This window comes from Micromonospora marina (genome assembly GCF_900091565.1).
GTDB lineage: Bacteria > Actinomycetota > Actinomycetes > Mycobacteriales > Micromonosporaceae > Micromonospora > Micromonospora marina.
The window spans coordinates 181,233-202,903 of record NZ_FMCV01000005.1; the positions used below are offsets into that span (position 1 = coordinate 181,233).

The window sequence follows — 21,671 nt, forward strand, 5'->3', positions numbered from 1 at the left end:
CCCCCTTCCGTTCGCGACTGCGGGGCTCGCAAGACCGGCTCACTCCTCGCGCTCACGCTTCGGCCCGGACCGCGAAGCGCACCAGCGACACCGAACCGACGAAGCCGAGCAGGGAGAGCACCACCAGCACGGGCAGCGTGGTGGCGTGCCGGTTCACAGCGGCCTCCGCCCCCACCCCGGCGAGCATCGCCGTCAGCAGCAGGTCGGCGCCGACGACGCGGTCGAGCAGGGACGGGCCACTGTAGATCCGGGCCATGGCGAGCAGCGCGGTGGCCGAGAGCAGCACGGTCAGCGCGACGGCGAGCAGAGCGGTCACGGGTTCCTCCGTTCGGTGGGTTCGAGGTCGAGCCGGCGTACCTCGTCGGGAGATCCGATGGCGCGGACGATGCGCCGTTCGACGGCGAGCACGCGCTCACGGCTGGCGGTGAGGTCGCCGGGTCCACGCACGTCGAGCACGTGCACGTAGAGCACGCCCCGGGCCCGGTCGATGTCGAGGATCAGCGTGCCCGGCACCAGCGAGATCACCTCGGCGGTGAGCGCCAGGTTGAGGTCGGTGCGCACGCGCAACGGCACCGCGATGATCGCGCCGCGCGGGCGGTAGCCGAAGTGCAGCGCCACGGCGGCGACGTGCAGGCTGGCGCTGACCAGCTCGGCCACGAAGGTGGCCAGGAACACCAGCAGCGCCCGGGGGCGGAACCGGCCGCCGAAGGTGACCGGCGGCAGCGGGAAGAACAGCAGCACGGCGGTGCCGACCAGCAGGCCGGCGGCCAGGTTGCCCCAGGACACGTCGCCCCACAGCAGCATCCAGGCGGCGACCAGCCAGCCGAGCGCGAGCGCCTGGTCCCGCCACCGCCCGACCCGGCCGACTGCCGGCGCCGGCGCGTCCGCGGCGGGCGCCGCCGGGGGTACGCCCGACGGCTCCCCGGGGACGCCCCCGCCCGGGGGCGGGCCGTCGGTCACGGCACGTCCCGGGGCAGGACCGCCCGCACGTACGGGGTGCGCTCGCGCAGGTCGGTGGCCGCGTCAGCGGTGACCTGGAACAGCGGCCCGGCCAGCAGCGTGAACAGCACGCCCAGCGCGACCAGGGCGGTGGTCGCGCCGACCATCAGTCCGGGCAGCCGGGCCGGCGGGGTGGCGGTGGCCAGCCGGGGCGCCCGCCAGAACGCGATGTTCCACACCCGGGACGCCGCGTAGAGCGTCAGGAGGCTGGTCAGCGTGCCGGCCGCGACCAGCACGGCGGGCAGCACCCCGCCGGCCGCCACGCCGGCCTGGAGCAGGCCGAGCTTGCCGAGGAAGCCGGAGAACGGCGGGATGCCGGCGAGGTTCATCGCCGGGACGAAGAAGAGCACGCCGAGCATCGGAGCGATCCGCGCCAGCCCGCCGACACGGCGCAGGTCGGTGCTGCCCGCGCGTTCCTCGACCAGGCCGGCGACCAGGAACAGCGTGGTCTGGATGGTGATGTGGTGCACCACGTAGAAGATCGCCCCGGACAGGCCGGCGACGCTGCTCAGCGCCACCCCGAAGATCATGTAGCCGATGTGGCTGACCAGTGTGAAGGAGAGCAGCCGTTTCAGGTCCGACTGGGCGACCGCGCCGAGGATGCCGACCACCATGGTCAGTCCGGCCACCACCATCAGCAGCGTGGCGACGTGGCCGCCGGGGAACAGCAGCGTCTCGGTGCGGATGATCGCGTACACGCCGACCTTGGTGAGCAGGCCGGCGAAGACCGCGGTGACCGGGGCGGGCGCGGTCGGGTAGCTGTCCGGCAGCCACGCCGACAGCGGGAACACCGCCGCCTTGATCCCGAACGCGAGCAGCAGCGTCAGTTGCAGGGTCAGGCGTACGTCCGACGGCAGCGCGTCCAGCCGGCCGGCGAGCTGCGCCATGTTCAGCGTGCCGGTCGCCGCGTACACCAGGCCCACGGCGGACAGGAACAGCAGCGACGACAGGATGCTGACCACCACGTACGTCGATCCGGTCCGCAACCGCACCTCGGTGCCGCCGAGCGTGATCAGCACGAAGCTCGCGGCCAGCAGGATCTCGAAGCCGACGAACAGGTTGAACAGGTCCCCGGCCAGGAAGGCGTTCGTCACGCCCGCGGTCAGCACCAGGTAGGTGGGGTGGAAGATGCTCACCGGCGCGGTCTCCCCGGTCTCCGCCCGGCCCTGGCCGATCGAGTAGAGCAGCACGCACAGCGTCACCGCCGACGACACCAGCACCATCAGTGCCGCCAGCTGGTCCGCCACCAGCACGATGCCCACCGGCGCAGGCCAGCCGCCCACCCGCACCACCACCGGCCCGAACCGGTACGACTGCACCAGCAGTACCGCCGCGACCACCAGGACGCTGCCCAGGCAGAGCACGCTCACCGAGCGCTGCAGCTGGGGCCGTCCGGACAGCAGGAGGGTGAGTGCCGCGCCGAGCAGCGGCACCACCACCGGCAGCGGCACCAGGGCACTCATGGACTTTTCCCGTCGCGGCGCAACCGTCGTCGGGCCGGTTCCGGATCCACCTGCTCCGGGTCGCCGCCCGGGCCCTCGCCGCCGAGGTCCGCCGTGGACACCTCATTGCTCTCGGCGAGCCGGACGATGTATCGGTCCTCCAGGTCGTCCTGCACCTCGTCGTCGCCGCTGGTGTACCAACTCCGGTAGGCGACAGCGAGCAGGAACGCGGTCAACCCGAGCATGATCACCACGGCGGTGAGCACCATGGCCTGCGGCAGCGCGTCGCTCATCGCGCCCGGCGGGGTGGACCCCGCGAACGGCGCCGCGCCGGCCCGACCGCCGAGCAGGATGAGCAGGTTCACGCCGTTGCCGAGCAGGATGATGCCGAGCAGGATCCGGGTCAGGCTGCGTTCCAGCAACAGCGTGACCCCGGCGGCGACGAGCACCCCGACCGCCAGCACCAGCACCAGCGTCGGCCCGGCCGCTCCCCTCATCATGAGGACTCCCGCTGGACCACCAGGCCGCGCCCCGCCTCACCCGCGGCCTCCACGTGCCGGTCCACCTCGGCGCCCAGGCTCCGCAGGATGTCCAGCACCAGCCCGACCACCACCAGGTAGACGCCGATGTCGAAGAACAGCGACGTGACCAGGTAGAAGTCGCCGACCACGGGCAGCCACAGGTTGACCTTGACGCTCTGGAGCACCTCGCCGGTGAGCGCCAGACCGAGCACCCCGCTGCCCACCGAGATGCCCAGGCCCGCGCCGAGCACCGTGCCGGCTCCGACCGGCGCCGCCTCGGCCAGCTCGTACCGGCCGCCGGCCAGGTACCGCAGGGCCAGCGCGAGGCCGGCGACGAGCCCGCCGGAGAAGCCACCGCCGGGGGCGTTGTGCCCGGAGAACAGCAGGAACAGCGAGAAGATCAGCACGGTGTGGAAGATCAGCCGGGTGACCACCTCGAACACGATCGAACGCCGCCGTTCCGGCAGCGTCTGCCCGCCACGCAACCACACCGTGCGCCGGTCGCCGGCGCGCAGCGCGGCCGGCTGGGGACGGCGGGGACGCGGCCCGGTGCGGGAACGCTCGTAGATCAGGCTGGCCACACCGGTCGCGGTCACCACGAGCACCGAGATCTCCCCCATTGTGTCCCAGGCCCGGATGTCCACCAGCGTCACGTTCACGACGTTGCGGCCGTACCCCTCGGCCACGGAGAGATCGGGGAACTCCGCGGAGATCGACGGTGCCCGCCGCGCACCGGCCGCGGCCAGCGCCAGACCCGCCATCACCACCCCGGCGGCGACGCCGATGCCGCGCCGCACCCAGCGGCTGCGGCGCAGCGGGCGGGCCGAGAAGCGTTCCGGCAGCCGCCGCAACACCAGCACGAACACCGCGATCGTGGCGGTCTCCACCAGGAACTGGGTGAGCGCCACGTCCGGCGCGCCGTAGAGGACGAACATCATCGCGGTGCCGTAACCGGTCACGCCGACGAGCAGCATCGCGGTGAGCCGGCGGCGCGCGCCGACCGCCAGCAGCGCGGCGACCGCGATCACCACGCAGACCACGAGCTGGGCCGGGTTGTCCCAGGCCGCCAGCTCGACCCGCCAGGGCGCGGTGGCGATCATCGCCCCGCCCGGCACGACCACCAGCGCGAGCAGCACGGTGCCGAGGTACTGCGGCAGCGAACCGCGCTGGGTGGCGCCGGTGACCTCGATGGCGAGCCGGTCGAAGCGGTGCGTCACCCACTCGTACCCCTGGTTGCCGCTCACCGGCGAGCGCAGCCGGGCCAGCGCGGGCGCCAGCGGGCCGCGGACCAGGTGCAGCACCACACCGCCGGCCAGCACGAGGGCGGACAGGCCGAGCGCCGCCGTGGGTCCGTGCCACAGCGCCAGGTGCTCCTCGACCGGCCCGAACAGCTCGGCGTACGGCTCGAACAGGCCGCTCAGCCACCCGGCGGCCGGACCGGCGGCGAGCCCGGCCACGGCGAGCAGCGCCGGGGGTACGAGCATCGCGGCGGGCGGCCGGGCCGGCGGTGTGTCCGGCACGCCGGGCCGGGCGGCGAACGCGCCCCAGAGGAACCGGATGCTGTACGCGACGGTGAGCGCGCTGCCGACCACCAGCACGGCCAGCACCAGTGGATCGCCGGTGAACGCGGCGAGCGCGGCCTCCTTCGCGACGAACCCGACCAGCGGCGGCACCCCGGCCATCGAGGCGGCGGCCAGGGTGGCGACGGTGGCCAGCACCGGCGCGGCCCGTCCCACCCCGGACAGCTCCCGCAGGTCACGGGTGCCGGCCTCGTGGTCGAGGATGCCGACGACCAGGAACAGCGCCGCCTTGAACAGGGCGTGTGCCGCCAGCATCGCCACGCCGGCCAGCGCCGCCTTCGGGGTGCCCGCGCCGAACACCACGGCGAGCAGGCCGAGCTGGCTGACCGTCCCGTACGCCAGCAGCAGCTTCAGGTCGGTCTGCCGCAGCGCCGCCCACCCGCCGATGACGAGCGTGACCAGTCCGGCCACCACGGTGACCGGCCGCCACCCGCCGGCGGGGGCGAGCACCGGGCCGAGCAGTCCGATGAGGAAGACCCCGGCCTTCACCATCGCCGCCGCGTGCAGGTACGCGCTCACCGGCGTCGGGGCGGCCATCGCCACCGGCAGCCAGGCGTTGAACGGAAACACCGCCGACTTCGTCAGCGCCCCGGTGAGGATGAGCAGCACCGCGACGGTCAGGTACCCGCCGCCGGGCAACGGCGCCGAGGTCACCTCCGACCACCGGTAGCCCCCGGCGTGGTGGCCGAGCAGCAGGAACCCGACGAGCATGGCCAGCCCGCCCAGCGTGGTCACGGTGAGCGCCTGCGCGGCGGCCCACCGGCTGGACCGGCGTTCGGTGCTGTGCCCGATGAGCAGGTAGGAGAAGACGGTGGTCAGTTCCCAGAACACGTAGAGCAGCAGCAGGTTGTCGGAGACGACGAGGCCGAGCATCGCCCCGGCGAAGGCGACCATGACGGCGGCGAACCGGGCCAGCCCGGTGGACCCGGGCCGGAAGTAGCGGGCGGAGTAGACCAGCACCAGCGCGCCGACGCCGCCGACGAGCAACAGCATCAGCCAGGACAGCGTCGTGACCCGCAGCGCCACGTCGAGCTGGAGCTGCGAGATCCAGGGGTACGTCTCGACCACCTCGCCGCCGTCGCGTACCGCAGCGGTGTGCGCCGCCGCCCAGACCGCCGTGGCGGCCGGGGCGAGCGCGAGCAGCAGGCATGCGCGCGGACCCCACCGGCGGACGAGCAACGGGGCGAGCAGCGCCGCCACCAGGTGCACGATCAGCAGGACGAGCACGCGTACTCCCGGTCGAGGTGACAGCGCGCCGGAACACGCTGCGGGTACGACCGATCAGACGCCACTTCCCCACCCAGCCGGGCCGTTTTCCGCAAAACCCACCCCGCACGGCGGTCATCCGGCCCAGTCCCGCTCAGCGGTCCGGGAGGCTGCCCAGCAGCAGCGCCCGGGAGGACCGGCGGGTGAGTTCCTCCGCCACGCTGCCCAGCAGCCGGTCCCGGATCCCGTGGCCGTGCCGGCCGACCACCAGGAGGTCGACGTCGTGCGCCTCCGCCACCGCCAGCAACGCGTCCACCGGATGTCCCCGCACCAGCTCGACGGTCGGCGCCGGCAGGCCCGAGGGCAGGGCCTCAGCCCGCTCCTCGAGAAGCCGGCGGGCTTCCCGTGACTCGGCCGCCTGGTCCTCGCCTACCGAGTCCGGGCTGGTCACGGTGACCAGGACCAGATGACTGGCGGTGTGGCCGAGCGTCCGGGCGACTGCGCGCAGCGCACGGTCGGCCTCGGCGGATCCGTCCACGCCTATCGCGACGCGCAGTCCACTGCCCTCCCGGGACGAGGGCCGGTGCACCACGTCGACCACCGCCGGCCGGGCGCGGCCCCGTTCCACAGCGATCGGGATGAACAGCGGGCCGAGCAGCCCACCCACGAGATACCACGAGAGGTGGGGATGGCCGCCCCGGATCACGAACCAGCCCGCGGTGAGCAGGCCGACGGTCAGCCACAGGACGGCCACCAGGAGAACCCACCACCAGGAGGTCACGGCCGGCTCCGGGCCGGCGACGATGCCGGAGTCATGTCCGTTACTACCCGGGTCGCCGACGGCTAGGCCACTTGACCGCCGCCGGCCGGGTCACACCAGATGCCGCCGTAGCCGCTTGTCCACCGCCACCACCAGCGCGGCGGCGGCACTGACCGCCAGGATTCGCAGCCACGCCCCACCTGACAGCGGCGCCGTGCCGAAGATCCGGTTCATGACGGGCACGTAGGTGATGGCGAGTTGGCCGGCCGCCTGCGCCAGGACGCCCAGCAGGATCCACCGGTTGGACATCAGACCGGTGCGCCAGACCGGCCGGCTGAGCGTCCGGCAGCTGAACAGGTAGAAGATCTCCACCACGACGAACAGGTTGAGCGCGGCCGTACGCGCCTCGGCGACCGGCTGCCCGGTCTGCTGCTCCCAATGGAAGATCCACGAGGCGCCGGCCACGAGGAGCGCCGCCACCAGGAACACCCGCACGATCAGAGGGCGGGTCAGCAGAGGGCGGGCGGGATCACGGGGCGGCCGCCGCATGAGGCCCGCCTCCTTCGGCTCGAAGGCGAGCATCAGGCCGAGGAACACGGCGGTGGTCATGTTGATCCACAGGATCTGAGTCGGCAGCAGCGGCAGCGTGGCCCCGAGCACGATCGCCACGAGTACCACCAGGCCCTCGCCGAGGTTCGTCGGCAACGTCCAGACCAGGAACTTGGTCAGGTTGTCGAACACACCGCGGCCTTCCTCCACCGCGGCCTCGATGGTGGCGAAGTCGTCGTCCGTGAGCACCATGTCGGCGGCCTCCTTGGCCACCTCGGTGCCGGACCGGGCCATCGCGACGCCGATGTCGGCCTGCCTCAGGGCAGGAGCGTCATTGACGCCGTCGCCGGTGACCGCCACCACGTGCCCGCGCCCCTGGAGTGCCTCGACCAACCGCAGCTTCTGCTCCGGTGAGACCCGTGCGAACACGGCGGTCTCCTCCACCACCTCCGCGAACCGGCCGTCCGGCAGATCGCGCAGTTCCGCCCCGGTCAGCACCCGGTCGCACTGGTCCGTTCCGAGCACCTTGAGCTGGGTGGCGATGGCTGAGGCGGTCGCCGCATGGTCGCCAGTGATCATCTTGACTCGGATGCCCGCTGAGTGACACGCCTCGACGGCCGAGGCGGCGGCGGCCCGAGGCGGGTCGAGCATGGCCTGCAGGCCGGTGAAGACCAGCGTGCCCGGCAACTCGTCCTCGCCGAACGCGCGCGTGACGCCGGGCGGACGCTCGGCGGTCGCCAGCACCCGCAGGCCCCGACCTGCCAGGTCCTCCGCCGCCCGCAGGATCCGCTTGTCGTCGAGCGGGTCAAGCGACCCGTCGGCGCGCATCGCGGCGTCGGACATGGCCACGATCCGTTCGACACTCCCCTTGACCAACCCGAACGGGCGACCCGTGTCGCGATCGTGGTGCAGAGTGGCCATGTACTGCCGTTCCGAACTGAAGGGAATCGTCTCGGACCGCGGATACCGCCGGACGACGTCGTCATGACCGAGTCCGCCCTTGGTGGCGACCACGAGCATCGCGGCTTCGGTGGGATCCCCGGTCAGCACCCACTCGCCGTCCCTGCGGCCGAGGCAGGCGTCGTTGCAGCCGGCGCCCGCGAGCAGACAGCGTTCCAGGGACTTGCTCGTGGCCGCCGTGACCCTCCTCCGCTCCTGGTCGGTCAGCTCGCCGTCCGGCGCGTATCCGGAGCCGGTGACCGCGTACTCGCCGTCGAGCGTCCAGACGGCACGTACCGTCATCTGGTTCTCGGTCAGGGTGCCGGTCTTGTCCGAACAGACCACCGTGGTGCTGCCGAGCGTCTCGATGGCGGGCAGTCGACGGACCACAGCGCGGCGGCGAGCCATCCGGGTCACCCCGATGGCCAGCGTGATGGTGACCGCCGCGGGCAGACCTTCCGGAATGGCGCCCACTGCGAGGGCCACCGCCGCGGTGAACGTCTCGACGGGCTCCTGACCCCGCAGCGTCCCCACGCCGAAGGTGGCCGCCGACAGCAGGAGGATGGAGATGGTGAGCACCTTGCTGAACCACCCCAGTTTGCGGGTCAACGGTGTGGCCAGAGCCTCCGCCGAACCCACAAGCCGATGGATCTGCCCGAGTTCGGTGCGGGCGCCGGTGGCGACCACGATGCCCCTGCCACCGCCGGCCGTGACCAGCGTGCCGGAGTAGGCCATGTTGCGGCGGTCGGACACCGGCGTCACGTCCGGCAGTTCCGCCTCGTCCTTGCTCACCGGGACTGATTCACCGGTCAACGCGGACTCGTCCACCCGCAGCCCGCCCGAGTGCACGACCCGGAGATCCGCCGGAACCTTGCCGCCCGGCTCCAACTCGACGAGGTCGCCGGGCACGAGTTCCTCGGAGCCGACCGACCGGGTCTCGCCGTCGCGGATCACCCGCGCCCCGGTGCGCACCATCGACCGGAGGCTGTCCAGCGCCGCTTCGGCCCGCGACTCCTGGACGAACCCCACGGTGGCGTTTATGAGCACCACCCCGAAGATCACAGCGGAGTCGACGTACTCCCGCAACGCGGCGGTGACCGCGGTCGCCGCGAGCAGCACGTAGATCAGGGGATGATGGAACTGCCCCAGGATCCGGCGCAGGACCCCGGGACCGCCCGCGGTCGGCAGCACGTTGGGGCCGTAACGGTCTCGGCGACGGGTGGCCTCGTCACCGCCGAGCCCTCGCTGCGGGTCGGTCTCGAGGAGGAGCACCACCTCGTGGGCCGACATCTCGTGGTGCGCCCCATCGCGCGGATCGGCCGTACCCTTCGAGTCCATCGGTCACCCCCGACCCCGACGCGGACCCGCCCGCCCAGACGTCGCCACGGACTCGGCATCCGAAGTATAGGCAGGTCAGCCGCGACAGAACCGGGAATCTGAACACCCTGCGCCCGGTCCGCCGGGCCGCGCTCGGCGCTGTTCACCGATCCGGCCGGCACGCCACCTGGTGTCCGGCGGCGACCGGATCTCCGTACTCCCGGCCGGTCGGCGGGCCGCTCATCCGAAGGCGACCGGCGACGGTGACGGCGGGCGATGCGACAGTCACGAGGCTTCCGGCTCTCCGGACGACGACGGCGGAGTCGGCCCACGGGCGCCGAGGTCGTCGCGCCGGGTGACCGGCGCGAGCGGCGTTCCCGCCCGGTAGGCGGCGCGGCCGAGAGCGTAGCCGCCGAGCGGGGCGGTGAACAGTTGCAGCCCGATGGCGAGCAGCAGCACGACGCCGGTTCGCAGGCTCGGCATGAGCAGCAGGACGCCCAGCAGCACGCCTACCGCCCCCAGGCTGGCCGCCTTGGCGATCGCGTTCATCCGGTTGTAGGCGTCGGGCAACCGGACGAGTCCGACGGCACTCACGACGACCAGGCCCACCCCACCGAGGAGCAGGACCGATGCCAGCACCTGGCGGATCACGACCGGCCCCGGTCGAGGAGCCGGGCCAGCGAGACCGTCGCCAGGAAACCCACCAGAGTGCCGACGAGGACCAGATCCAGGATGGCGGGAATGTCGAGCCGGGCGGCGAGAACCGCGACGGCGGCGAGGACGTGGACGAAGGCGAGGTCGAGCGCCGTGGCCCGGTCGGCGTCGGACGGGCCGATCACCAGCCGGCCGATGACCAGGATCATCGACAGTGCGAGTGCGACGAGCACGATGTCCAGGAGAAGCACGTCACCCTCGGTCGTTGTCTCCGGCCGGGCCGGACTGTCGCCCGTCGGCGGTGGCGGGGCGCAGAGCGGACAACAGCCGGTCCTCCAGAGTGGCGAGCCGGAGACGGAACGCCGTCTCGTCGTGAACGTGCATGCCGTGCACGAACATCGCCGGCGCGGGCCGGTCGATCGCGAGCGGCAGGGTGCCCGGCGTCAGACCGACGAAGAGCACCATCCACACGATCTCACCGTCGGTTCTCGCCCGTAGCGGGATCCGGACAATCGCCGGACACAGCCCGGAACCGGGCGTCACGATCTCCCGCACGACCACGAAGTTCGCCTGCACCAACTGGACAGCGAAGTACCCGGCGAAGCGCATGATCCGGAGAGTCCGCCGGAGCAGCCGCGACGGCAGGTCGGTCCCGCGCCTCATGTGATTCACCGTTCGACCCGCGGGTGCTCCACCGGATCGGTCAAGCCGGTGGCGGCCTCCCCGGAGAGGACCAGCAACTGCTGGGCGGCGAGACCGAGCAGCAGAGTCACCACGGCGAGCGTCAGTGCGGACGCCGTAGCCCAGGTCCGCGCCCCCTCTCCGAGCGCGACCGGCTCCGCCGGGCCCGGCGGCCCCCAGAAGACCGAGCCCCAGATCTTGAGCATCGACGTGAGAGTGAGCAGGCTGACTCCCAGGGCCACCGCCACCGCGAGCCAGGCTCCGCTGTCCACCGCCGCACGGATGAGCAGGAACTTGGCCAGGAACCCGGAGAAGGGCGGCAGGCCGGCGAGCGAGAGCGCAGCCCCCGCGAAGGACATGGCCAGGATCGGGCGGGTCGCAGCCAAACCGCCCAACGACGCCAGCCGGTCCGTGCCGCGATCCGCGTGTACCGCCGCCACACTGAGGAACAGAGCGGCCTTGACCAGGATGTACTGCACCAGATAGAAGATCGCGGCGGTCAGGCTGGCCTCGGTGAAGAGGGCGAGGCCGAGCAGCACGTAACCGATCTGACTGACCATGTGGAACGAGAGGATCCGGCGCATGCTGTGCTCGCCCACCGCCCCCAGGACGCCGACGACCATGGACACCAACGCCACGACGCCGATGATCCACAGGTAGTCCGCCGCGCCGCCGTAGACGACCGCGAACACGCGGATGAGCGCGTACAGCCCCACCTTGGTGAGCAGTCCGGAGAAGAGCGCGACCACCACCGGTGGCGCATCCGAGTAGCTGCGCGGAAGCCAGGCGTGCACCGGTACGACGGCGCTCTTCAGCGCCAGCGCCACCAGGACGAGCCCACCCGCCAGGGCCGCCGGGGACGATTCCCGGCCGGCACCGACGAGCTCGGCGAGCTGCACGGTGCCGGAAACCCCGTACAGGAGACCGACGCCGGTCAGCAGCAGTGTGGAGGCGAGCAGGTTGGTGGCGACGTACACCCGGCTCGCTCTCATGTCCCGGGCTTCGCCGCGCAGGGCGAGGAGCACGTAGGACGGCACGAGCATGACCTCGATCAGCACGAAGAGGTTGAACAGGTCGACGGTCAGCAGGGCGCCGTTGGCGCCGGCCGCGAGCACCAGGGCCAACGGCACGAAGAACGGGTGACCGTCCTGCCCGGTGGCCGCGGCCGAGGCGAGGCAGACCAGCACCACCAGCGCGGCGGCGCAGAGCATGAGGGCCGTGAACGTGTCGGCCGCGAAGCCGATGGCCACCACCGGCGCCCACCCGCCGATCCGCACGACGAGCACCGAGCCGTCCCGGACCAAGATCAGCAGACACACCGCGGCGACCAGTACGACGCCCGACACGACCAGGCCGGCCACGCGGCGCAACGCCCGACGCCTCGCGAACGCCAGCAGCACCGCAGCGGTGGCCAGCGGCGCCACCACCGGTACCACGACCAGGGATCCGATCACAGCTCGTCCTGCTCGCGTCCGTCGCCCGGCCGGGTGTCCGCCCGGTCGTCGTCGGTCGGATCCGCCCCGCCGCCGGCCGCGTCCCGGCCGGTCCTGACCAGCAGCCCCAGCAGGTAGATGGTGATGCCGAAGGTGATCACGATGGCGGTCAGGGCGAACGCCTGAGGCAGCGGGTCGGCGCGTCCCGGTCCGCCACCGGCGAAGGCGGGGGCCCGCCACCGTAGCCCTCCGGCGGACAGCAACACCACGTTCACGGCGTGGGTGAGCAGGATGAAGCCGATGATGAGCCGGAGTTGTGTCCCCCGGAGAAGCATGAACGTGCCGGCCGCGGCGAGCAGGCCGACAAGGAGCGCCGCCGCGCTCACGGTTCCGCCCCGGCGGCGCGGCTGTCGACCATGGACGCACCGAGCCGGCGTACCGCGGACACGGCGAGCGCCAGGACCATGAGGTAGACGCCCAGGTCGAACAGGGTCGCCGAGGAGAGCGACAGTGGGCCGGGCAACGGCAGGGTTCCAGGGCTGAGGATCGGTCTGCCCGACGCCATCGGCGCCAGGCCGACGACAAGGCTCAGGAGCAGCCCCGACACGAGCAGTGGCCGGGCTCGCAGCCAGCCGAGCGGCGGCGACGCCGACCCGGCGTGGGCGATGTGCCCGAGCCCCACTGCGGTGCCCGCGACCAGGGCCCCGATGAACCCGCCACCCACTTCCTCGTGCCCGCGGGCGAACAGATACGCCGAGACCACCAGCATCACCGGGGTGAGCACGCGGTAGGCGAAGCAGAAGACCAGGTCCGGGTGGGGCGGAGCGGACCCCGCCCGCAAGGCCGGCGGGCCGAGCCGCAGCAGGGCGGCCAGACCGAGCGCGACGACCGTGAGGACGACCGCCTCACCGAGTGTGTCCAACGCACGAAAATCGATCAGGATCACGTTTACGACATTGTGACCGCCGGTTATCTCCTCGGCCCGCTCCAGGTAGTACCGCCCGGGCGGGGACGTCTCCCGGCGTCCGGTGAGGGCGGCCGTGGCGGCGGCGGCCACCACGCCGACTCCGACCGCGAGGGCGGCGGCACCGGCCGAGCCCCGGAGTCGCGGACGGTGCAGTTCCCTGGGCCGCCGGCGCAGGGCGAGCATCATCACGATGGTCGTCAGCACCTCCACCAGCAACAGGGTCACCGCGACGTCCGGCGCGCCGAGGGTCACGAACCAGGCCGACAGGATCAGCCCGACGACGCCGGTCAGACTGATCGCGGCCAGCACCGAACGTGCGCCGACCAGCCCTGCGGTCACCAGCACGAGCAGCGCGAGCACGACCACGTCACCGAACTGCGTGAGGTCTCCCGTCGATGCCGGCAGGGGTCCGGCCAACGCGAGACCCGCCGCACCGAGCGCGATCACCACCAGCAGGGGAACTGCCAGGAAGGGCCCGACCCGGCTGCTGCGGGCCGGGGCTGCGACCCACTCGCCGACGCGCAGCAGCCACTGGTAACCGCGGTCGAACTGCCACCCGAACGGGCGCGGGGTGGGGGTGCGGAGGAGTCGCCGGTCGACGCGCCGTCGAAGCGCGAAGATCACCGTGCCGAGGACGAAGGTCAGCACCGAGAGCAGCAACGCAACAGTGACACCGTGCCAGAACGCGAGGTCGGCCGGTTCGCCCTGCGGTCGGGCGTTGTTCGCGGCGCGGACGACGAGCGGGCTGATCAGGCCGACCAGGGGCCCCGCCGCGGTTGCCGCCACGGCCGCCACGACCGCGGGTGCCAGAAACGACCAGGAGGGCTCGTAGAGCGCCCGCTGACGGGACGGGCCGGCGAAGAGGCCGTGCACGAGCCGCGCCGCGTAGGCGAAGGTGAGCACTGATGCGAGGACCGCCAGCCCCACGGCGGTCCATGCCGGCCAGGAAATGCCCGGTGCCTTGCCGAACGCCTCGAAGATCGCCTCCTTCCCGACGAACCCGATGGTCGGCGGCAGTCCGGCGAGGGACATGGCCGCCAGTGCGGTGATCATGGTCGTGACCGGCATCTTCCGGCGGAGGCCGGACAACTCGCGGAGGTCACGGCTGCCTGCCTCGTGGTCGATGATGCCGACGAGCATGAACAGCGTCGCCTTGAACAGTGCGTGGGCGGCCGTGTAGAGGATGGCTGCCGCGTCGGATTCCGGGGTTCCCACCCCGATCACGCCGATCAGCAGCCCGAGCTGGCTCACCGTGGAGTAGGCCAGCATCGCCTTGAGGTCGTACTGACGCAGTGCGAGGAAGGCGCCGAGCACCGCGGTCACGAGACCGACGCCGACGAGGGTCACCCGCCAGGGCCAGTAGCCGCCGAACAGGGCGGAGAAACGCATGGCCAGATAGATTCCTGCCTTGACCATCGTGGCCGCGTGCAGGTAGGCGCTGACCGGGGTGATCGCGATCATGGCTCCGGGGAGCCAGAAGTGGAACGGCATCTGCGCCGACTTCGTGAAGACCCCCACCAGGATCAGCGCGCCGGCCGCCGCGGCGGGCCCGGAGGCCACCCGATCGGGCTCGGCGAGGATCCGCGTGAGATCACTTGTGCCGAGGCTGACCATCAGCACCACGAAACCGGCGAGCAGGGCGAGGCCGCCACCGGACGTGACCAACAGCGCGTGCGCCGCAGGCCGGGTCGCCGAGGGCTGGTTCCGGCCGATGAGGACGAACGACAGGATGGACGTGAGCTCCCAGAAGACGAACAGCACCAGAAGGTCGTTCGCGAGCACCAGGCCCAGCATCGCGGCCGCGAACAGGGTCAGGGTGACGTACAGGGTGGCGTGTCGGCCGGAGGCGCTCAGGTAGCGCGGCGTGTACATCATGATCAGCGCGCCGACCGCCAGAACCAGGAGCGCGAAGATCAGCGCGAGCGCGTCCATCCGGAAGGCGACGGAGATGTCCATGGCCGGCAACCAGCGCCACGAGACCTCCACGGCCTCGTCGCGCAGGATGGTGGGGAGGTGGCTGAGCAGCAGAGCGGCCCCGGCCAGGTAACCGACGGCAAGGAGGTAGCCGACATCACGTCCCAGCGGGCGGATGAGGGCGGGCACCGCCGCGGCCAGCCCGACCTGCCAGGCCAGGGCGAGCAGCAGGATCATGCGGGAGTGCCCGGGCCGTGCCCCGCGCCGAGCCTCGGCGCCCGCGGATGCCGAGAACCACGGGGAAGGGACATGCTTCCTTGATACAGGACAAAAGCGACCTCAGGGCCGTGAACGCGGTAGGCGGGCCCCGCTCACGCCTCGGAGACGTCAGCGCCGGCCCGCCTGGCGCTCGGCCGCCACGTCGGCACACGCCAGCTGACTCGCCGCCCGGTCGGCCGCTCGCTGCGCCGCAGCGAGGGAGCGGACCGGCAGTCGGGCGTCCCGGGTCTCCCGGCGCTGGACGAAGTAGTGCACAGCGGCCCGGACACGCGCCCGGTCGGCGGCGCTGGAACGGGCGGTGGCCAGGATCATCTCGCGCAGCCGCCGGGCCAGGTCCTCGGCGAGTTCGAGGTCGGGACCGTGCAGCCCGGCGCGGAGTGCGGTCAGCCGGCTGTCCACCTTCCGGAGGAGCAGGTCGGTGCCAGGCCCGGAGCCTCGTTCCTCGACGGTCATCCAAGCCTCCAGCCCACGCCGCAATCGCGAGTGAAGTTACTTTATGTTGCACTGCGCAAGCAAGCAGTTAAGTAAGACTTAACGGAAGAAACGCACATTCCACAATCCGGCCCCGACGCCCGGACAGAACGCTCCGGCGATCGGCCGGATGTCGCACCGGCGCGGCAGGATGGGACCGTGGCGGACGAGGCGAACCGGTCAGGTGGGGTGCTCAAGGAGTTCGGCGCGGCGACCCGGGAGTGGTTCACCGCGGCGTTCGCCGCGCCCACCCCGGCCCAGGAGGGCGCCTGGCGCTCGGTGGCCGCCGCTCACAACGCCCTCGTCGTCGCGCCGACCGGCTCCGGCAAGACGCTCGCGGCGTTCCTCTGGTCGCTCGACCGGCTCGCCAAGGAGCCGCCGCCGGCCGATCCCCGGCGCCGCTGCCGCGTGCTCTACGTCAGCCCGCTCAAGGCGCTCGCCGTCGACGTCGAACGCAACCTGCGCGCCCCGCTCACCGGCATCCGACAGGCCGCCTCCCGGCTCGGCCTGGTCCCGCCGGACATCACCGTCGGCATGCGGACCGGCGACACCCCGGCCGACGAACGGCGGGCCTTCGCCCGCACCCCGCCGGACATCCTCATCACCACGCCCGAGTCGCTGTTCCTGCTGCTCACCTCCGCCGCCCGCGACTCGCTGCGCGGCGTCGACACGGTGATCGTGGACGAGGTGCACGCGGTCGCGAGCACCAAGCGCGGAGCCCACCTGGCACTGTCCCTGGAACGGCTCGACGCGCTGCTGGAGCGCCCCGCGCAGCGGATCGGGCTGTCCGCCACCGTCCGGCCGATCGACGTGTGCGCCCGCTTTCTCGGCGGCGCGCGCCCGGTCGACGTGGTGCAGCCACCTTCGGACAAGACCATCGAGGTCAGCGTCCAGGTCCCGGTGGAGGACATGACCCGCCTCGACGAGCAGGAGCCGCCGGAGGACGACCTCGGCGGCCTCGCCCCCCGCCGCCCGTCGATCTGGCCGGCGGTCGAGGAACGCGTGTTCGCGCTGATCCGCGCACACCGGTCCACGATCGTGTTCACCAACTCCCGGCGCAGCGCCGAACGCCTCTGCGCCCGCCTCAACGAGCTGGCCGCCGAGGAGACGGAGGCGGCGTCCGCCCCGGAGGGCAGCCGCGTGGCCCGGGGCGGGGAGCCGGTGCGCGTATCCGATCTGCTGCCCGGCCCGGACGGCGACGGGCTCGACGACGCCGACGGGCTCGGTCCACTGCGCGGTGGCGAGCCGGGCGACGGCCGTCCGCGCGACGGCGACGGGCCGTTCGGCGGGCTCGGCCCGGTGTCCGGCGGCGAGCCGGTCCACGAGGGCCGGGCGCGGCGAGCGGCGGAGGCGTTCGGCGGGCCGGTGCGCGCGCCGCGCCAGCCGGCGGAGGTGATGGCGCAGTCCGGTGCGGCGGCCGGCGCGCCGGCGGTGATCGCCCGGGCGCACCACGGCAGCGTGTCCCGCGAGGAGCGCAAGCAGATCGAGGAGGCGCTCAAGTCCGGCCGGCTGCCCGCCGTGGTCGCCACGTCCAGCCTGGAGCTGGGCATCGACATGGGTGCCGTCGACCTGGTGGTGCAGATCGAGGCACCGCCGAGCGTGGCGGCCGGGCTGCAACGGGTGGGACGGGCGGGGCACCAGGTCGGCGCGGTCTCGCGCGGCGTCGTCTTCCCCAAGCACCGGGGTGACCTGCTCTCCTGCACGGTGGTGGCCGAGCGGATGGGCGCGGGGGCGATCGAGGAGCTGCACTACCCGCGCAATCCGCTCGACGTGCTGGCCCAGCAGATCGTCGCGATGGTGGCGCTGGAACCGTGGCGGCTCGGCGACCTGGCGGTGCTGGTCCGCCGGGCGGCACCGTTCGCGGAGCTGCCCGACTCGGCGCTGCACGCGGTGCTCGACATGCTCTCCGGGCGCTACCCGTCCACCGCGTTCGCCGAGTTGCGTCCCCGGCTGGTCTGGGACCGGGCCACCGACGTGCTGACCGGCCGGCCCGGCGCGCAGCGGCTCGCCGTGACCAGCGGCGGCACCATCCCCGACCGGGGCCTGTTCGGTGTGTTCCTGGCCGGCGCCGAGCGGGCGGCGCGGGTCGGTGAGCTGGACGAGGAGATGGTCTACGAGTCCCGGGTGGGTGACGTGTTCCTGCTCGGCTCGTCGTCCTGGCGGATCGAGGAGATCACCCCCGACCGGGTGCTCGTTTCCCCCGCGCCCGGTCAGCCGGCCCGGATGCCGTTCTGGAAGGGCGACCAGCTCGGCCGCCCGGTCGAGCTGGGGCGGGCGATCGGCGCCCAGGTCCGGGCGCTGCTGCGGCAGTCCGACGCCGACGCGGTGGCGGCGCTGCGGGCCGGCGGGCTGGACGACTGGGCCGCCGGCAACCTGATGAACTACCTGCGCGAGCAGAAGGCGGCCACCCGGTCGCTGCCGGACGACCGGACGGTGGTGGTCGAGCGGTTCCGCGACGAGCTGGGCGACTGGCGGCTCGCCGTGCACTCGGTGCTCGGCGCGCGGGTCAACGGGCCGTGGGCGCTGGCGATCGGCCGCCGGCTGGCCGAGCGGTACGGCGTGGACGCCCAGGTGATGCCCTCCGACGACGGCATCGTGGTGCGCCTGCCGGACACCGCCGAGACCCCGCCCGGCGCCGACGTGGTGGTCTTCGAGCCGGACGAGATCGCCCAGCTCGTCGAGGAGTCCGTCGGCACGTCGGCGCTGTTCGCGTCCCGGTTCCGCGAGTGCGCGGCCCGGTCGCTGCTGCTGCCACGCCGTGACCCCCGCCGGCGGCAGCCGCTGTGGCAGCAGCGCCAGCGCGCCGCGCAGCTGCTCGACGTGGCCCGGGAGTACGCCGACTTCCCGGTCACGCTGGAGGCCGCCCGCGAGTGCCTTCAGGACGTCTTCGACCAGCCGGCGCTGGGCGAGCTGATGCGCGACCTGGCCGCCCGCAAGGTACGCCTGGTCGAGGTGGAGTCCGAGCGCCCGTCGCCGTTCGCGAGGTCGTTGCTGTTCGGATACGTCGGCGCGTTCCTCTACGAGGGCGACGCCCCGCTGGCCGAGCGGCGGGCCGCCGCGCTGGCGCTCGACTCCGGGCTGCTCGGCGAGCTGCTCGGCCGGGTCGACCTGCGGGAACTGCTCGACCCGGAGGTGCTCGCCGAGACCGCACGGCAACTGCGCTGGCGTACCGAGCAGCGGCGGCCCCGCGACCCGGAGGACGTGGTCGAGCTGCTGCGCGTGGTCGGTGACCTGAGCGGCGCCGAGCTGGCCGAGCGGGGCGTACCGGAGTCCTGGACCGGCGAGCTGGCGGCGGCCCGGCGGGTGCTGCGGGTCCGCATCGCCGGCGAGGACCGCTGGGTGGTCGTCGAGGACGCCGCCCGGCTGCGCGACGCGCTCGGGGTGGCGCTGCCCGTCGGGGTCGCCGAGGCGTACCTCGCACCGGTCGCTGATCCGCTCACCGACCTGGTCGCCCGGTACGCCCGCACGCACGGCCCGTTCGCGGCCGCCACCTGCGCGGCCCGGTTCGGGCTCGGCGTGTTCGTGGTGGAGCAGGCGCTGCGGCGGCTCGCCTCGGGCGGCCGGGTGGTCTCGGGCGAGTTCGCGCCGGACAGTGTGGGCACCCAGTGGTGCGACGCCGAGGTGCTGCGTCTGCTGCGCCGCCGCTCGCTGGCGGCGCTACGCCGGGAGATCGAGCCGGTGCCGCCGCGCGCGCTCGCCACGTTCCTGCCCCGCTGGCAGCAGGTCGGCTCGTCGGCCCGGGGGGTCGAGGCGCTCGCCGCGGCCGTCGAGCAGTTGCAGGGCGTGAGCGTGCCGGCGTCCGCGTTGGAACGGCTGGTGCTCCCCGCCCGGGTCGCCGACTACTCCCCCGCCCAGCTCGACGAGCTGTGCGCCGGTGGCGAGGTGGTGTGGGCCGGTGCGGGCGCGATCTCCGGCGGCGACGGGTGGGTGACGCTCGCGTACGCCGACGTGGCGCCGCTGCTGCTCCCGCCGCCGGACGAGGCGCTCACGCTGACCCCGCTGCACGAGTCGGTGCTGGACGCGCTCGCCGACGGGCAGGCGCTGTTCTTCCGTTCGCTGTCCGACCGGGTCGGCGCCACCGACGACGCCGCGCTCTCGGGCGCGGTGTGGGATCTGGTCTGGGCCGGTCACCTCACCAACGACACGCTCGCCCCGCTGCGGGCCGCGCTCGGCGCGGGCGGGGCGCACCGGTCCCGGCCCTCGGCGCCGCGCACCCGCTACCGCCGGCCGGGCCGGGTGGCGCTGCCCAGCCGGGGCGGTCCGCCCATCATGGCCGGGCGCTGGTCCCGGCTGCCCGAACGCGACAGCGACCCCACCCGCCGGGCCGCCGCCCTGGCCGATCTGCTGCTGGAGCGGCACGGCGTGGTGACCCGGGGCGCGGTCGTGGCCGAACAGGTCACCGGCGGCTTCGCCGGGGTCTACCCGGTGCTGTCCGCGATGGAGGAACGCGGGGCGGCGCGCCGCGGCTACTTCGTCGAAGGGCTCGGCGCGGCGCAGTTCGCGGTGCCCGGCGCGGTGGACCGCATCCGGGCGCTCGCCGACGACAGCCAGGGCCGGGGCGGTCCGACAGTCGTCCTCGCGGCCACCGACCCGGCCAACCCGTACGGCGCGGCGCTGCCGTGGCCGGAACGCGTGGTCGACTCCGGCGACGGCGCGGCACCGGCCACCGGTCACCGGGCCGGGCGCAAGGCGGGAGCGCTGGTCGTTCTCGTCGGCGGTGACCTGGTGCTCTACGTGGAGCGGGGCGGCCGGACGATCCTGTCGTTCACCGACGACACCGACACGCTCGGCGCGGCCGGCAAGGCGCTCGCCGACGCGGTGCACTCGGGTGCGCTCGGCGCGATCTCGGTGGAGCGCGCCGACGGCGAAGCCGTGCACGCGTCCCCGCTGCGCGACGCACTGACCGCAGCCGGTTTCCGCGCCACCCCGCGCGGTCTGCGCCTGCGCGGCTGACCGCCCGGAGTTCCGGGGAGCGGGAACGTAGGGTGTGCCGGTGGCCTCGATCCGGGTACGACAGGCGCGCGACGGGGACCGTGCCGCGCTGACGGCGGGCGGTCAAGCCGAGCATTCCGCACATCGGCGCGGACGGGATCCCGCTGCACGACGAGCTGCGCCTGGCGCGGCAGGTGACCAGGGCGGGCAACGGGTGAACGGCAGCCCGCTGTGTGTCTCGCTGACCACCGACTACGGCCTGGCCGACGGATTCGTGGCGGCGTGCCACGGGGTGCTGGCCCGGCTCGCCCCGGCTGTCCGGGTGATCGACGTGTCGCACCTGATCCCACCGGCCGACGTGCGCCGGGGCGCGGCGGTGCTCGCGCAGACGGTGCCGTACCTGCCGTGGGGCGTGCACGTGGCGGTGGTCGACCCGGGTGTCGGCACCGCGCGGCGCGGGGTCGCGCTCGCCGCGCCCGGCGGGCTGCTGGTCGGGCCGGACAACGGGCTGCTGATCGCGGCCGCGGAGGCTCTCGGGGGTGTGACCGCCGCAGTGGAGCTGACCAACCCGGAGTGGCTCGGCCCGTCCGTCTCCCGCACGTTCCACGGGCGGGACGTGTTCGCGCCGGTGGCCGCCCGGCTGGCGCTCGGCGCGCCGCCGGCCGGGGCGGGACCGGCCGTCGACCCGGGCGCGCTGGTCCGGCTGCCGGAACCGGTGGTACGCGCCGAGCCCGGCGGCCTCCGCGCCGAGGTGCTGACCGTCGACCACTTCGGCAACGTCCAGCTCGCCGCACCGGGCGCGCTGCTCGACGGCCTGCCGTCCCGATTACTGGTGAACGGCCACGAGGCGGTGCACGGCCGCACGTTCGGCGACGCCGAGCCCGGCACGCTGGTGGTCTACGTCGACTCCGCCGCCCGGGTCGCCGTGGCGGTGAACACCGGCCGGGCCGCCGACACCCTCCACACCGCCCCGGGCGACGTCGTTACGATCACCCACCCCTGACCCCGCGATCTTGCACTTGGCGCC

The 21,671-nt window shown here is 73.3% G+C and carries 16 protein-coding genes; 2 read left to right on the plus strand and 14 right to left on the minus strand.

Annotation, left to right across the window (positions count from 1 at the left end; translation table 11 throughout):
• Positions 1 to 52: 52 nt before the first annotated feature.
• The 14 genes from GA0070215_RS09350 to GA0070215_RS09415 all read right to left on the minus strand — a co-directional run bounded on the left by GA0070215_RS09350 (position 53) and on the right by GA0070215_RS09415 (position 15,694).
• The gene (locus tag GA0070215_RS09350; RefSeq protein ID WP_091044049.1) at positions 53 to 316 is read right to left on the minus strand and encodes an MrpF/PhaF family protein; all 264 of its coding nucleotides are present in this window, start codon (positions 314 to 316) and stop codon (positions 53 to 55) included.
• Entirely contained in the window at positions 313 to 960 is a 648-nt protein-coding gene (locus tag GA0070215_RS09355) for a Na+/H+ antiporter subunit E (protein ID WP_091044053.1), read from the minus strand. The genes GA0070215_RS09350 and GA0070215_RS09355 overlap by 4 nt, the downstream gene beginning before the upstream one ends.
• Positions 957 to 2,462, minus strand: a complete 1,506-nt coding sequence (locus GA0070215_RS09360; RefSeq protein WP_091044057.1) for a Na+/H+ antiporter subunit D — start codon at positions 2,460 to 2,462, stop codon at positions 957 to 959. The genes GA0070215_RS09355 and GA0070215_RS09360 overlap by 4 nt, the downstream gene beginning before the upstream one ends.
• A complete protein-coding gene (locus GA0070215_RS09365) occupies positions 2,459 to 2,941 on the minus strand; it encodes a Na(+)/H(+) antiporter subunit C (RefSeq protein WP_026268024.1) in 483 nt (160 codons plus the stop codon). Before GA0070215_RS09365 ends, GA0070215_RS09360 begins: the two co-directional genes overlap by 4 nt.
• Positions 2,938 to 5,769: a Na+/H+ antiporter subunit A gene (locus tag GA0070215_RS09370; protein ID WP_091044061.1), complete on the minus strand. Its 2,832-nt coding sequence runs from the start codon at positions 5,767 to 5,769 to the stop codon at positions 2,938 to 2,940. The genes GA0070215_RS09365 and GA0070215_RS09370 overlap by 4 nt, the downstream gene beginning before the upstream one ends.
• A 133-nt stretch (positions 5,770 to 5,902) precedes the next feature.
• Positions 5,903 to 6,529, minus strand: coding sequence for a universal stress protein (locus tag GA0070215_RS09375; RefSeq protein ID WP_167361500.1), 627 nt, complete (start codon positions 6,527 to 6,529; stop codon positions 5,903 to 5,905).
• A 90-nt stretch (positions 6,530 to 6,619) separates the two neighbouring features.
• Positions 6,620 to 9,334, minus strand: coding sequence for an HAD-IC family P-type ATPase (locus GA0070215_RS09380; protein ID WP_091044068.1), 2,715 nt, complete (start codon positions 9,332 to 9,334; stop codon positions 6,620 to 6,622).
• 264 nt (positions 9,335 to 9,598) lie between these two features.
• Positions 9,599 to 9,964: a monovalent cation/H(+) antiporter subunit G gene (gene mnhG / locus GA0070215_RS09385; RefSeq protein WP_018785942.1), complete on the minus strand. Its 366-nt coding sequence runs from the start codon at positions 9,962 to 9,964 to the stop codon at positions 9,599 to 9,601.
• A complete protein-coding gene (locus GA0070215_RS09390) occupies positions 9,961 to 10,218 on the minus strand; it encodes an MrpF/PhaF family protein (protein ID WP_018785941.1) in 258 nt (85 codons plus the stop codon). The genes mnhG and GA0070215_RS09390 overlap by 4 nt, the downstream gene beginning before the upstream one ends.
• A gap of 1 nt (position 10,219) precedes the next feature.
• Complete coding sequence (locus GA0070215_RS09395; RefSeq protein ID WP_018785940.1) at positions 10,220 to 10,630, minus strand: Na+/H+ antiporter subunit E; 411 nt, start codon at positions 10,628 to 10,630, stop codon at positions 10,220 to 10,222.
• Between the two features lie 5 nt (positions 10,631 to 10,635).
• Complete coding sequence (locus GA0070215_RS09400) at positions 10,636 to 12,099, minus strand: proton-conducting transporter transmembrane domain-containing protein (protein WP_208600314.1); 1,464 nt, start codon at positions 12,097 to 12,099, stop codon at positions 10,636 to 10,638.
• Positions 12,099 to 12,467 carry a sodium:proton antiporter gene (locus tag GA0070215_RS09405; RefSeq protein ID WP_091044074.1) on the minus strand — a complete coding sequence of 123 codons (369 nt, stop codon included), beginning with the start codon at positions 12,465 to 12,467 and terminating at the stop codon, positions 12,099 to 12,101. Before GA0070215_RS09405 ends, GA0070215_RS09400 begins: the two co-directional genes overlap by 1 nt.
• Positions 12,464 to 15,199, minus strand: coding sequence for a hydrogen gas-evolving membrane-bound hydrogenase subunit E (gene mbhE, locus GA0070215_RS09410; RefSeq protein ID WP_091044078.1), 2,736 nt, complete (start codon positions 15,197 to 15,199; stop codon positions 12,464 to 12,466). The genes GA0070215_RS09405 and mbhE overlap by 4 nt, the downstream gene beginning before the upstream one ends.
• A gap of 150 nt (positions 15,200 to 15,349) precedes the next feature.
• Positions 15,350 to 15,694, minus strand: a complete 345-nt coding sequence (locus GA0070215_RS09415) for a hypothetical protein (RefSeq protein WP_018785936.1) — start codon at positions 15,692 to 15,694, stop codon at positions 15,350 to 15,352.
• Positions 15,695 to 15,871: 177 nt separating this feature from the next.
• On the opposite strand from GA0070215_RS09415, the gene GA0070215_RS09420 reads away from it, so the two are divergent.
• Positions 15,872 to 20,665 (plus strand): Lhr family helicase, encoded by a 4,794-nt coding sequence (locus GA0070215_RS09420; RefSeq protein ID WP_091044081.1) that lies wholly within the window; start codon positions 15,872 to 15,874, stop codon positions 20,663 to 20,665.
• A 193-nt stretch (positions 20,666 to 20,858) separates the two neighbouring features.
• A complete protein-coding gene (locus GA0070215_RS09425) occupies positions 20,859 to 21,647 on the plus strand; it encodes an SAM hydrolase/SAM-dependent halogenase family protein (protein ID WP_091044084.1) in 789 nt (262 codons plus the stop codon).
• Positions 21,648 to 21,671 lie beyond the last annotated feature (24 nt).

Excerpts from the sequence above, each read along its gene's own strand:
- GA0070215_RS09395 (WP_018785940.1), bottom strand. The coding sequence starts at position 10,630 with ATGAGGCGCGGGACCGACCTGCCGTCGCGGCTGCTCCGGCGGACTCTC.
- GA0070215_RS09380 (WP_091044068.1), bottom strand. The coding sequence starts at position 9,334 with ATGGACTCGAAGGGTACGGCCGATCCGCGCGATGGGGCGCACCACGAG.
- mbhE (WP_091044078.1), bottom strand. The coding sequence starts at position 15,199 with ATGATCCTGCTGCTCGCCCTGGCCTGGCAGGTCGGGCTGGCCGCGGCG.
- GA0070215_RS09415 (WP_018785936.1), bottom strand. The coding sequence starts at position 15,694 with ATGACCGTCGAGGAACGAGGCTCCGGGCCTGGCACCGACCTGCTCCTC.
- GA0070215_RS09360 (WP_091044057.1), bottom strand. The coding sequence starts at position 2,462 with ATGAGTGCCCTGGTGCCGCTGCCGGTGGTGGTGCCGCTGCTCGGCGCG.
- GA0070215_RS09365 (WP_026268024.1), bottom strand. The coding sequence starts at position 2,941 with ATGATGAGGGGAGCGGCCGGGCCGACGCTGGTGCTGGTGCTGGCGGTC.